General features: G+C 73.6%; 10 protein-coding genes. 8 read left to right on the top strand and 2 right to left on the bottom strand.

Annotated elements, in window-relative coordinates; translation table 11 throughout:
- The first annotated feature begins 6 nt into the window (after positions 1 to 6).
- Positions 7 to 1,386, top strand: coding sequence for an MFS transporter (locus JD276_RS05210; RefSeq protein WP_200114557.1), 1,380 nt, complete (start codon positions 7 to 9; stop codon positions 1,384 to 1,386).
- Positions 1,387 to 1,430: 44 nt separating this feature from the next.
- Here JD276_RS05210 and cysE read toward each other — a convergent pair whose 3' ends face one another.
- Both cysE and cysK read right to left on the bottom strand, forming a co-directional pair.
- On the bottom strand, positions 1,431 to 1,997 hold the full coding sequence (gene cysE, locus JD276_RS05215) for a serine O-acetyltransferase (RefSeq protein WP_200114558.1): 567 nt from the start codon (positions 1,995 to 1,997) through the stop codon (positions 1,431 to 1,433).
- A 155-nt stretch (positions 1,998 to 2,152) separates the two neighbouring features.
- Complete coding sequence (cysK, locus tag JD276_RS05220) at positions 2,153 to 3,088, bottom strand: cysteine synthase A (RefSeq protein WP_200114559.1); 936 nt, start codon at positions 3,086 to 3,088, stop codon at positions 2,153 to 2,155.
- A gap of 220 nt (positions 3,089 to 3,308) precedes the next feature.
- Here cysK and prmC point away from each other — a divergent pair, with 220 nt between their 5' ends.
- The 7 genes from prmC to JD276_RS05255 all read left to right on the top strand — a co-directional run bounded on the left by prmC (position 3,309) and on the right by JD276_RS05255 (position 12,058).
- Positions 3,309 to 4,220: a peptide chain release factor N(5)-glutamine methyltransferase gene (gene prmC / locus JD276_RS05225; RefSeq protein WP_200114561.1), complete on the top strand. Its 912-nt coding sequence runs from the start codon at positions 3,309 to 3,311 to the stop codon at positions 4,218 to 4,220.
- Positions 4,221 to 4,454: 234 nt separating this feature from the next.
- Positions 4,455 to 5,120 carry a PadR family transcriptional regulator gene (locus JD276_RS05230; protein ID WP_200114562.1) on the top strand — a complete coding sequence of 222 codons (666 nt, stop codon included), beginning with the start codon at positions 4,455 to 4,457 and terminating at the stop codon, positions 5,118 to 5,120.
- On the top strand, positions 5,117 to 5,884 hold the full coding sequence (locus JD276_RS05235; RefSeq protein ID WP_200114563.1) for an ABC transporter ATP-binding protein: 768 nt from the start codon (positions 5,117 to 5,119) through the stop codon (positions 5,882 to 5,884). Before JD276_RS05230 ends, JD276_RS05235 begins: the two co-directional genes overlap by 4 nt.
- 156 nt (positions 5,885 to 6,040) lie before the next feature.
- A complete protein-coding gene (locus JD276_RS05240) occupies positions 6,041 to 8,932 on the top strand; it encodes an FtsX-like permease family protein (RefSeq protein WP_200114564.1) in 2,892 nt (963 codons plus the stop codon).
- Between the two features lie 215 nt (positions 8,933 to 9,147).
- Complete coding sequence (locus JD276_RS16400; protein ID WP_200114566.1) at positions 9,148 to 10,302, top strand: L-threonylcarbamoyladenylate synthase; 1,155 nt, start codon at positions 9,148 to 9,150, stop codon at positions 10,300 to 10,302.
- Entirely contained in the window at positions 10,302 to 11,528 is a 1,227-nt protein-coding gene (locus JD276_RS05250) for an MraY family glycosyltransferase (protein ID WP_200114567.1), read from the top strand. Before JD276_RS16400 ends, JD276_RS05250 begins: the two co-directional genes overlap by 1 nt.
- Positions 11,525 to 12,058 (top strand): Cg1360 family ATP-synthase-associated protein, encoded by a 534-nt coding sequence (locus JD276_RS05255; RefSeq protein ID WP_307866466.1) that lies wholly within the window; start codon positions 11,525 to 11,527, stop codon positions 12,056 to 12,058. Before JD276_RS05250 ends, JD276_RS05255 begins: the two co-directional genes overlap by 4 nt.
- The last annotated feature ends 129 nt before the right edge of the window (positions 12,059 to 12,187 follow it).

Below are 12,187 nucleotides of genomic sequence, written 5' to 3' on the forward strand. Positions count from 1 at the left end.
GAACCCATGGGGAGCAGGCGATCTCGACTGGTGTGGGCGGTCTGGATCGTCGCGATGCTCTGCTACGTCGTGGCGATCGTGAACCGCTCGTCGCTCTCGGCGCTCGGGCCCGTGGCGCAGCAGCACTTCGGCATCGACGCGACGATGCTCTCCGTGTTCATGGTCATCCAGCTGCTGGTCTACGCCTGCTGCCAGATCCCCGTCGGGATCCTGCTCGACCGCTTCGGGGCGACCGCCATGATCCTCGCCGGCGCCCTGCTGATGGCGGTCGGCCAGAGCCTGATGGCGACGGTCGACGGGCTCTGGCTCGCGATCGCCGCCAGGGTGCTCGTGGGCGCCGGCGACGCCTGCACGTTCATCTGCGTGATCCGGATGCTCGGGGAGTGGTTCCCCGTGCGGCAGCTGCCGGTCGTGACGCAGGTCACCGGGCTCGTCGGCCAGACGGGGCAGCTCGTCTCGGTCGTGCCGCTGTCGCTCGCGGTCGGCGCGTTCGGGTGGATGGGCGGCATGCTCGGCCTCGTCGCGGTGGGCGTGCTGATCGGGATCCTCGGCCTCGTCGTGCTGCGCGATCACCCCGGCGGCGGCACGGTCGTCGACCGTCTGCGCGGGCGACCGGGCAGGCCCGAGCGGAACGCGCAGTCCCCCCTCAGCGTCACGTCGGTGCTCACGGACTCCGTTCCCGTGGTCACCGGCAGCATCCTGCTGCCCGGATCCGAGGGGGAGCCCCGGGGGCGCGCGCCGCTGCTCGGGCTGCTGCGACGGCCCGGGATCCGGCTCGCCTACTGGGTGCACTTCACCACGCCGTTCGCGATGCACACCTTCCTGCTGCTCTGGGGCACGCCGTTCCTCGTCGGCGGGATGGGACTCTCGAGCGAGGCCTCCGCCGGCGTGCTGAGCTACACCGTGGTCGTCTCGATGAGCGCCGGCCTGCTGCTCGGGCCGCTCACGGCGCGCTTCGCGGCGCAGCGCGTCTGGGTGGCGATCGGGATGTCGTCGCTCATCGTCGCGGCCTGGAGCTGGGTGCTGCTCTCGCCGGGGGCCGCGCCCCTCTGGCTGATCTTCGTGCTCGCGACGGTGATCGGCGTGGGCGGGCCGACGTCGATGATCTCCTTCGAGGTGCTGCGCACCCACGTGCCCCCCGAGCGGCTCGGGCTCGGCACGGGCCTCGTCAACACGGGCGGGTTCACCTCGGCCCTGCTCGTGATCCTCGGGATCGGCCTCATCCTCGACATGCTCGGCGCGGGATCGCCCGACAGCTACTCGACCGGGGCGTTCAAGATCGCGATGGCCTGGCAGCTGCCCTTCCTGCTGCTCGGGCTCGTCATGATGCTCGTCGAGTTCCCCCGGGCGAAGCGGGCCTTGCAGGCGCGAGGCGGCAGGCTGTAGGGCCCCGGCTCGCCGCGCCTCGGCTCGCGTGCGCGGGGCGCCGCTCAGATCACGTAGAAGTCCGCGGCGTCCGGCGTCTCGGCGGGGGCCCCGCGCCGCGGTCGCGCGTGGGCCGGGATCCCGGTCAGCGTCGTCCAGGGCGGAGCGGAACGCACGACGACGGCGTTCGACCCCACGGCGCAGTCGTGGCCGAGCTCGATGTCGCCGAGCAGCTTCGCGCCGGCGCCGATCACGACGCGATCGCCGACGGTCGGGTGGCGCTTGCCGCTCGAGTGGCCCGTGCCACCGAGGGTCACGCCGTGGTAGATGAGCACGTCGTCGCCGACCACGGCGGTCTCGCCGATCACGACGCCCATGCCGTGGTCGATGAAGACGCGCCGGCCGAGCGTCGCCCCGGGGTGGATCTCGATGCCCGTGAAGAACCGGATGAGCTGCGAGATGGCGCGCGGCACGAATCGCCGGCCCCTCCGCCACAGCGCGTGCGACGCCCGATGCCACCAGACGGCGTGCAGCCCCGAGTACACCAGGAAGATCTCGATCGGGCCGCGCGCCGCGGGGTCGTGGGTCCGGGCGGCGGTGATGTCCTCGCGGATGCGGGCGAAGATGCTCAACGGTCGTCCTTTCTGGGATCCGGTGGGGCGGGCGGGGCCGGTGCGGCCGGTGGGTCCCGCGGGCGGGCCCGGCGCGTCCCGACGGCTGATGCGACAGCGCGGGGTCGATGCAGAACGTTCCTGCGTCGACCCCGCGAGCTGTGCGATCGGATGGATCAGACGTCGAGATCCTCGAAGAGCACGGTGGAGAAGTAGCGCTCGCCGAAGTCGGGCACCACGACCACGATCTTCTTGCCGGCGTTCTCGGGCCGCTTCGCCACTTCGGTCGCGGCCCACACGGCTGCGCCGCCAGAGATGCCCGCGAGGATGCCCTCGTCGGTGCCGAGCGCGCGAGCCTTCGCGATCGCGTCGGGCAGAGCGACGTCGACGACCTCGTCGTAGATCTCGCGATCGAGGATCGAGGGCACGAAGTTCGCCCCGAGGCCCTGGATCTTGTGGGGGCCGGCCTTGCCCTCGGTGAGGAGCGGCGAGTCGACGGGTTCGACGGCGACGATCCTGACGTCGGGGTTCTGCTCCTTGAGGTAGCCGCCCGCGCCAGTGATGGTGCCGCCGGTGCCGATGCCCGCGACGAGGATGTCGATCTGACCGTCGGTGTCGTTCCAGATCTCGGGGCCGGTGGTGGCGCGGTGCACGGCGACGTTGGCGGGGTTGTCGAACTGGCGCGCGAGCACGGCGCCCTCGGTGTCGGCCGCGATCTCCTCGGCCTTCGCGACGGCGCCCTTCATGCCGAGGGGGCCCTCGGTGAGCACGATCTCGGCTCCGTAGGCCTTGAGCAGCTTGCGGCGCTCGATGCTCATGGTCTCGGGCATCGTCAGGATCACGCGGTAGCCGCGCGCCGCGCCCACGAAGGCGAGCGCGATGCCGGTGTTGCCGCTCGTGCCCTCGACGATGGTGCCGCCCGGCTTCAGCTCGCCCGACTGCTCGGCAGCGTCGATGATGGCGATGCCGATGCGGTCCTTGACGCTGCCCGCGGGGTTGTAGAACTCGAGCTTGGCGAGGACCTCGGCCTCCGCGCCCTCGGTCACCCGGTTCAGGCGAACCAGGGGCGTGTTGCCGAATGCCTCGGTGATGTTGTCGTAGGTCCGTGCCATGCGGGCTCTCCCTCTCGTGGTCTCGTGCGCATTCGGCCGCGTGCCGCTGCTCGTTGTCGCCGGCCGCTTCTCGCGGTCGCGGGTGGGGATCGCGGTCGTCCGCGATCCACCCAAACTATAGCGTGAAGTTATCTCAACACGCGCCCCACGTTATGTATTGTGTCGTCCTGTTGCGGGGTCTCGCCGCTCGTCCGCGGTGCGGAGGCGCGGCCCAGCGCGGATGTGGAAGAGTGGGGGAGTGGACGATCGAGGTGAGGGCGGAGCCCGCGGCGCCCGGCCGGTCGGCGAACTGCTGGGCGAGGTCCGCGGCATGCTCGAGTCGGCGGGCGTCGAGAACGCGCACGCGGACGCGGAGCTGATCCTGGCGCACGTCATCGGGGAGACCCGGGGGCGCGTGCAGGCGCTATCCGTGATGGGGGCGACGGTGCTGGACGAGACCGTCGAAGCCGTCCGGGAGATGGCCGAGGAGCGGGCGAGGCGCGTTCCGCTGCAGCACCTCACGGGGCGCGCCCCCTTCCGCGGCATCGAGCTCTCGGTCGGGCCGGGGGTGTTCGTGCCGCGGCCCGAGACCGAGGTGGTCGCGCAGTTCGCCGTCGACGCGCTGCTGGCGGTCCCGGATCCCGAGCCCATCGCGGTCGACCTGTGCACGGGCAGCGGCGCCATCGCGCTCGCCCTCGCGAGCGAGGTGCCCACGGCGCGCGTCTGGGCGGTCGAGAAGAGCCGGGAGGCGCACGCCTGGGCGCAGCGGAACGTCGCGCGCCTCGGCGAGGGCAGGGTCGAGCTGCTGCTCGGCGACCTCGCCGAGGTCGATCTGGGGGCTCTGCGGGGGCGCGTGCACGTGCTCGTCTCGAACCCCCCGTACGTGCCCGACGCGATGGTGCCGCGCGACCCCGAGGTGCGCGATCACGATCCCGGGGCGGCACTGTACGGCGGGCCGGACGGCCTCGACGTCGTGCGGGCGATCAGCCGGCTCGCCCGCGACCTGGTGCTGCCCGGCGGTGCGCTCGTGCTCGAGCACGCCGAGGGTCAGGGGCGCGCGATCCGGGAGCTGCTCGCCGCCGACGGCTGGCTGGCGACCGCGACCCACGCCGACCTCACGGGGCGGGATCGCGCCACGACCGCCCTGCGCTGAGCGGGGAGAATCGCACCGCGATCCCCGTCCGTTCCCGCCCTCGCCCGAACCCGGCGTCACCTGAGGTGGGCAGAAAAGCACCCGGAATCGGTGTTCGGAGAGCATGTTCTGCCCACCTGTGGTGGGGTTGCGACGTACCGGTCGAGGAGTTACTCTGTAATCAGTTACCGGGTAACCCCGTCGAAACGCCGCCGTCTGCGGCGGGGCGAACGGGGCCCGCCGAGGGAGGCAACGATGTCCGTCAAACACGCCATGCTCGCGCTGCTCGCAGCGCAGCCGTCGTCCACCTATCAGCTGCGGAAGCGCTTCGACGCCTCGACGGGCGAGAGCTGGCCGCTCAACATCGGGCAGGTCTCCTCGACGCTGCAGCGCCTCGAGCGCGACGGCCTCGTCGTGCGCGGCGGCGAGGCGGCGGGTGCCCCGGCTGCCGCGTCCGCGGGGGACGAGGCCGGGGGCCAGCCGTGGCGGCTCACCGAGGCCGGCGTCGGCGAGCTCGCCGAGTGGTGGGCGAGGCCCGTGGCCTCGGCGCAGCGCGGCAGGGACGAGCTGGTCGTCAAGTTCGCGCTCGCCGTCGTGACGCCCGGGGTCGACATCGCCCGGCTCGTACAGACGCAGCGAGCCGCGACGCAGCGCGCGATGCACGACCTCACGCGGGTGCGGCGCGACGTCGAGCCCGACGGTCTCGTCGCGCGGCTGATCCTCGACCACCACCTCTTCGCGGCGGAGGCGGAGCTGCGCTGGCTCGACGACGTCGAGGCCTCGCTCGCCCGCGCGCATCGAGCCGCTGCGACGGGCTCGGCGAGCGGGATCGCCGACGACGGAGGCGCGGGGGCGGAAGATGCCCGCGGGATCGTCTCCGATGCGCGCGCCGGAACCGCCTCGAAGGCGAGCGGGCGATGACGGGCGGGGCGGCTCCGATCACCGGGAGGCGACCCGGCGGCCCGGTCCTCGAACTGCGGGCGGCCGGCCGCGTGCACGGCGAGGGGCCGAGGCGGGTGCGGGCGCTCGCCGCCGTCGACCTCGCGGTCGCGAGCGGAGAGTTCGTCGCGGTCATGGGGCCCTCGGGGTCGGGCAAGTCGACGCTCCTGCACCTCGCCGGCGGGCTCGATGCCCCGAGCGAGGGCGAGGTGCTGGTGGAGGGCGCGCCGCTCGCCTCGATGCGCCCGTCCACGCTCGCCGCGCTGCGCCGCCGCAGCGTCGGGTACGTGTTCCAGGAGTTCAACCTCCTGCCCGGGCTGACCGCCGCCGAGAACGTGGCCTTCCCGCTCGAACTCGACGGCTGGGGGCTCCGGCAGGCGGGCGCCGCGGCGCGCTCCGTGCTCGCCGAGTGCGGCATCGCCGACCTCGCGGACCGGCGCCCCGAGGACATGTCGGGCGGCCAGGCGCAGCGCGTCGCGATCGCCAGGGCCCTCGTCGGCCCGCGCCGCCTGCTCCTCGCCGACGAGCCGACGGGCGCGCTGGACTCGAAGACAGGCTCCACGATCCTCGAGCTGCTGCGCGACCGCGCGGACCGCGGCGCGGCCGTGGTGATGGTCACGCACGAGGCCAGGTTCGCCGCCTGGGCGGATCGCACGGTCTACCTGCGCGACGGCAGGATCGCGGGATCCACCGGGCCCTCCGACCCGGCGGCGCTGCTCGGAACCGTCGACGCGGGAGCGCCGTGAGCGGCCGGCCCCTCCGGGCGCCGCGGCGCCCCGGGGGGAGCGCTCGCCTCGTGGCGGCCGGCGCTGCGGCTCGCCCGCCGCGACGCCCGGCGCCACCTCGCGCGCACGATCCTCGCGAGCCTGCTCATCGCGCTGCCGATCACCGCGGTCGTCGCCGTGGTCGCGTTCCAGGCGAGCGGCACGCCCAGCAGCGAGCGCGTGCTCGAGGGCATCCCCGAGGGGGCGCAGGCGGAGATCACGGCCGCCGCGATGCCTCGCGAGGCCCCGCCGCTGCCGCAGTTGCCCGAGGGGGTGCCGTGGCCGCTCATGGACGATTCCGAGACCCTGCCCGCGGGCCCCGACGAGATCGCGGGCGTGCTCGCCCCCGGCACCGAGCTGTTCGAGCACTGGCGGTCGCCGCAGCTCTTCGTCTCGACCGAGCTCGGACTCGAGCCCGGCGAGCAGCGGGCGGCGGCGGAGCAGGAGTCGCAGCTCGCGGGGGCCGACCTGTCGCGGCTGAGCACCGCGCAGCTGACCGAGGCCGAGCCCGAGGCGCTGCCGCTGCTCGCCCCGGCCGTCGCCGAGGGGAGGCTGCCCGAGAGCCCGGACGAGCTGCTGCTCAGCCGCGCACTCGCCGATCGTGTCGGTGCCGGCATCGGCGACCCGGTCGGCCTCCTGGCGCCGCCCGACCACGGGATGCGCAGCAGCGAGGGCAACACGATGGCGGCGATGCAGGACTCGCAGCGGGGATACGAGGTCGTCGGCGTCGCGGATGCCCCGGGAGAGACCGCCTGGGCGAGCGCCGGCTGGCTGCAGGGCCTCGTCGCCGAGCATCCGGAGGGGATCAAGCGGCACTGGCTCGCGGTTGGCGAGTCGCCCGTCACCTGGGAGCAGGCGAAGCAGCTGAACACGCTGCAGGCCTTCGCCGTCTCGCAGCACGTGCTCACCCACTACCCGAGCTCCGACGAGCTCTACCCGACGCCCTTCGATCCGCTGGCCCACATCGAGGCGGTGCTCGGCCTGGTCGCCGCCTCGGCGATCGGGGCGCTGCTCGTGCTCTTCCTCGTGACTCCCGCCTTCACGGTCGCGGCCGAGCAGCAGCGCCGCTCGCTCGGGCTCGCCGCCGCCGCGGGGGCCGCGCCCCGGGATCTGCACCGCACGATCCTCGCGCAGGGCGTGGTGCTCGGCGCGACGGGCGGAGTCGTGGGCGCGCTGCTCGGCGTCGGCGCCTCCATCGGCTTCGTCGCCTGGCTGGAGTCGCTCGTCCGCGGCAGCGGCGCGAGCGATCCCGAGTACACGGTGGCGGGCATGCTCGCGCACTACCCGTGGTGGATGCTGCCGCTCGGCGCGCTCATCGCACTCGGCCTCGGCGCTCTCGCCGCGCTGCCTCCCGCCGTGCGCGCGGGGCGGCTCGCGCCGGTCGACGCGCTGCGGGATCGCCGCCCGGCGCCGAAGGCGCTCGGCCGGGGGCGCAGGCTGTTCGCCGCGCTCGGCGGCCCGGCGCTGCTGCTGACGGCGGTGGCGATCGCCTTCGCCGCGTTCCGGCTGCCGCTCGGCGAGCTCCCCGACGATCCGATGGCGGGCGGCGGGCCCTACGCCGAGCCCTCGGGAGCCGGCGCGCTCGGCGCACTCGTGCTGCTCGCCACGGCGCTCGCGGCGGCGGGGATCGTGTGCTGCGTGCGCGTGCTCGTCGCCTGGCTGGGGCGGCGGGGGCGGCGCGCCCGCCCGGCGCTCCGGCTCGCGCTGCGCGACGCGGCGGATCACCCGTCGCGCACGGTGCCGGCGACGCTCGGCGTGCTGTTCGCGGTGGCGACCGCGAGCAGCCTGCTCGTGATGACCGCGTCGGGGGCGGCGGACTTCCGCGATCGGGGCGCGGGCGGCATCGCCTGGGACGGAACGTTCACCGCCGAGTCCACGGTGCCCGTGAGCGATGCCTTCGACCGCGCGCTCGCGGAGGCCACGATCGCCGGAGCCGCCGAGCGCTTCCCGCGGATCGAGGGCAGCCTGCCGATCACCGGGGTCGCGGCGGACGCGGGCGTCGAACTGCAACCGCTGCAGCCGGAGCATCGCGCCTGCGCCGAGGGCGAGTTCCCCGATACCGCCTCGGCGCTGCACCCCGAGAAGGATCCCGGCGCGCCGCCCGCGCTGCGGTGCGTGTCCGATCGCTCGGGCGCCGTCTTCAACGCGGGCTATCGCTTCGGCGCCTTCGCCAACGTCTGGAACATGCGGCTCCTGGACGGCGATGCGCTGCGCGCCATGCGGCTGCCCGGTGTCGCAGCGGAGGATGCCGAGCGCGCCGCGGCGGTGATCGACGCCGGAGGCATCGTGGTGAGCGACGCGACGCTCATCGACGACGACGGCACCGTGCGCGTCGCGGTGGCCCCCACGGGCGGCGCTCCGGCGGTGCCGCCGAGCGGGGAGGGCGCGCAGCGCGTCGAGCGGCTGCCCGCGGCCTTCCTCACCGGCATGGGCATGCCCCACGTGATGAGCGAGGAGACCGCGCGCGGTCTCGGCGTCGACGACTTCGCCTTCGTCGCGGGCATCGCCGTCACCTCCGAGCCGCTGAGCGCCGCCGAGCTGCGCGAGATCAGGGGCGACGAGCGCTTCGAGTCGCTCGTGTTCGTCGCGACGCCGGACGCCCGCAGCCCGTTCGCGGTGGACGGCGAACCCGCGAGCCTGTTCATGGCGCTGGCACCGATCCTGTTCCTCGGGCTCGTGGCGGTGTGCGCCGCGATCGTGTCGGTGCTGCTCTCGGCGACCCAGGTCAGGCGCGACGCGGCGACCATGCACGCCGTGGGCTCGGGCCGCGGCTTCCTGCTCGGCTTCGGCCTGGCGCGCGCCTGGGTGATCCTCGCCATCGGCGTGCCCGCCGGGATCGCCGCGGGGCTGGGCTTCAGCGCCTACCGGGTCGCCTGGAACCGGCACCTCGAGGTGAGCGGCGCCTGGCTGCAGACGATACCCGTGTGGGAGTGGCAGCTCGGGATCGCGGTGAGCGTCGCGGCCACCGCGCTCGCCGCCGCGGCGATCATCGCCAGGCCGAGGGGCCTCGTTCGTCGCGCCCTCGACTGACGGTGCGCCGGGCGGCCTCCGCCACGCCCCGATCCGCCACGCCACGCTCCGCCGCCGCCCGGTCCCGCCCTCACCCGCCCGCCCTCACCCGCCCGCCCTCGCCCGCCCGCCCTCACCCGAGGTGGGCAGAAAAGCACCGGAATTCGGTGTTCGGAGCGCATGTTCTGCCCACCCTGCGGCCGTCCGCACGGACGCCAGGAGTACAGTGGGTGGTTATGGCCGAGGTGTACGACTGCTCTGACAGTTCCCAACTGCTGACCGGAACCCGCGTCGCCCGACAGGCGCTGAGCCGCGGCGATCTCGTCGTGCTCCCGACCGACACCGTGTACGGGGTCGCAGCCGATGCGTTCACGCCCGCCGCGGTGAAGCGCCTGCTCGACGCCAAGGGGCGCGGCCGCCAGTCACCGCCGCCCGTCCTCATCCCCAACACCGGCACGCTCTCCGCGCTCGCCGCCGAGGTTCCGCCGGCCGTGCACACGCTCGCCGCCGCCTTCTGGCCCGGCGCCCTCACGGTCGTGCTCAAGGCGAATCCGTCGCTCAGCTGGGATCTCGGCGACACCGGAGGCACCGTGGCGCTCAGGATCCCGAACCACCCGCTGACCCAGGAGCTGCTGCAGGAGACGGGACCGCTCGCCGTCTCCTCCGCGAACAAGACCGGCGAGCCGGCCGCCACCACCGCGACCGGTGCGCAGGAGATGCTCGGCGACTCGGTCGCCGTCTATCTCGAGGTCGGGCCGGTGGCGGGCGACGGCACCGCCTCGACCATCGTCGACGCGACGCGGCTCGACTCCGAGGGCGGCGGCGTGCTCCGCATCCTGCGCGACGGCGGCGTCTCCCGCGAGGCCATCGCAGCGCTGCTGCCCGGGGTGACAATCACGGACCTCGAGACGGATCCCATCGTCGACGAGCGGACGGCGTCCGCCGAAGCGGCCGGGGCCGAAGGCGCGGAGGAGGCCGGGACGGAGACCGGAGCCGGAGATCCGGGTGAAGCCGGGGGTGCTGGCGAAGCCGGGGGTGCTGGCGAAGCCGGGGCCGGAACCGGAGGGCCGGAGGAGTCGGTGACGGGGGCCGGAGGCTCGGGCGAAGCCGCGACGGGGGCCGAGGCGGCGGTCCGAGGGCTCTCCGAAGAGTCCGCCCCCGCCCCCGCTGAGCCCGTCGAATCCCTCGAGCCCGCGGCCGCTCCCGCGCGGCGGAGGCCGGTGGGTCTCATCGACCCGGCCGAGCTGGACACCCCAGTCGACCTGAGCGAGCCGGTCGACGCCCCAACGCCCGGGGCGCCCGCCGCTGAGACCGATCCCGCCGGTCCCGCCGATCCCGCCGCGCAGGCCGATCCCGCGCCCCCGACCGCCCAGGGCTCCGCCGAGGCCTGATGACCTCCTACCTGGTGGTCGCGGCGGTCGCGGCCCTCGTCACGGCGGCGGCATCGTTCGTGGTGCTGCAGCTCAGCCGTCGGTTCCGCCTGGCCCCCGAGGTGCGCGCCCGGGACGTGCACCGCACCCCGACGCCGCGCCTCGGCGGGGTCGCCATGTTCCTCGGGATCGTCGCGGCGTTCGTCGTCGGGGGCTCGCAGAGCGAGTTCGAGGGGCTCTTCGCCGATCCGGCGCAGATGTGGGCCGTGCTCGGCGCCTGCGCGCTCATCGCCGTCGTCGGCGTGCTCGACGACCTGCTCGACCTCGACTGGATGATCAAGCTCGCCGCGCAGCTCGCGGCCGCCGGCCTGCTCGCCTGGCAGGGCGTCCAGATCGTGTCGCTCCCGTTCGGGGACACGCTCATCGTCGCCTCGCCCGCGCTGAACTTCGTGCTCACCGTGTTCCTGATGACCCTGGTGATGAACGCCGTGAACTTCGTCGACGGGCTCGACGGGCTCGTGGCCGGGGTGGCCATCATCGCGAACTCGGTCTTCTTCATCTACACGCGCCTCTTGACGGAGCAGACCGGCAGGGTCGACGCGGTGACGCTCGCCAGCCTCATCGCCGCCGTCATCGTCGGCATGTGCGCCGGGTTCCTACCCTTCAACTGGCATCGCGCGCGCATGTTCATGGGCGACACGGGGGCGCTGCTGGTCGGGCTGCTGATGGCCACCTCGACGGTGTCGGTCACGGGGCAGCTGAATCCGGCGGCGCTCGATCAGAAGCTGGTGCTCGCGAGCTACATCCCGATCATCCTGCCGATCGCGGTGCTGGCGCTGCCGCTCGCCGATTTCGTCATGGCGGTGATCCGCCGACTGCTGGCGGGCAAGAGCCCGTTCACGGCCGACCGGCAGCACCTCCACCACCGGCTGCTCGACCTCGGGCACTCGCCGCTGCAGGCGGTGCTCGTCTTCTACCTCGGCACCGCGGTGCTCTCGGTCGCGTGCCTCCTCGCGTTCACCATGCAGAGCTTCCTCTGGCCCGTCGTGGTGCTCCTCATCGGGACCCTGCTCTGCATCGCGCTCACCGCGTTCCCCGCGAGCCGCGTGCGTCGGGCCGCCGCACAGCGCGGCTTGCTACGGTGGGAGCGGCCGGAGGAGGACGCGATCGTCCCCGGAACCGAGACGCCAGACACCCCACTGCGCACCGCCGAGCGCGGAAGCGCGAACGAGAGGACCCCCGAGTGAGCGACCCCGCGGTGCCCGAAGAGCACGCGTTCCAGGCAGAGGCCGAGGGCCAGGCAGGGGCCCGGGGGGATGCCGGGGTCGGAGCGCCGACGAGCGCGGAGCGGCGGATGCCGACCTCGCAGCCGATCCTGCTGAAGGCGCTGCGCTGGGGGGTGCTCGCCTCGGTGCTGCTGGTGATCCTGTTCGGCGTGATCGGGTGGCTCGTCTCGGGCCGCACGGGTCTCATCGGCGGGGTGATGGGGGCCGGCTTCGCGGGGGTGTTCCTCGCCCTGACGATCGGCAGCATCACCTTCGCGAACCGCTTCATCGGCAGCGACATGTACGTGGTGGCGTTCTTCGGCATCGTCATGGGGAGCTGGGTGGTGAAGTTCGTGGCGTTCATCGTCGCGGCCGTGCTGCTGCGGGATCAGCCCTGGCTCAACCCGACCGTGCTCTTCCTCGGCGTCATCTCCGGCGTCGTGGTCTCGCTGATCATCGACGTGGTGGTGGTCGCGAAGTCGCGCATTCCCGTGATCTCGGATCCCCGCTAATCCCGGTCGCCTCAGGAGGGGACCCCCTGGCGAAAGACGAGAGACGGATGTATGCTCCTCGGTTTCGCTTGAGGTGAAATCCTTGTTAGGATCGTGGTGTTCCCCGCCGAACTGTGCGCTGCGCAGATT

This window comes from Leucobacter chromiisoli (assembly GCF_016522505.1).
Classification (GTDB): Bacteria; Actinomycetota; Actinomycetes; order Actinomycetales; family Microbacteriaceae; genus Leucobacter; species Leucobacter chromiisoli.

Excerpts from the sequence above, each read along its gene's own strand:
- JD276_RS16400 (WP_200114566.1), top strand. The coding sequence starts at position 9,148 with ATGGCCGAGGTGTACGACTGCTCTGACAGTTCCCAACTGCTGACCGGA.
- JD276_RS05230 (WP_200114562.1), top strand. The coding sequence starts at position 4,455 with ATGTCCGTCAAACACGCCATGCTCGCGCTGCTCGCAGCGCAGCCGTCG.
- JD276_RS05210 (WP_200114557.1), top strand. The coding sequence starts at position 7 with ATGGGGAGCAGGCGATCTCGACTGGTGTGGGCGGTCTGGATCGTCGCG.
- JD276_RS05235 (WP_200114563.1), top strand. The coding sequence starts at position 5,117 with ATGACGGGCGGGGCGGCTCCGATCACCGGGAGGCGACCCGGCGGCCCG.
- cysK (WP_200114559.1), bottom strand. The coding sequence starts at position 3,088 with ATGGCACGGACCTACGACAACATCACCGAGGCATTCGGCAACACGCCC.
- JD276_RS05250 (WP_200114567.1), top strand. The coding sequence starts at position 10,302 with ATGACCTCCTACCTGGTGGTCGCGGCGGTCGCGGCCCTCGTCACGGCG.
- prmC (WP_200114561.1), top strand. The coding sequence starts at position 3,309 with ATGTGGAAGAGTGGGGGAGTGGACGATCGAGGTGAGGGCGGAGCCCGC.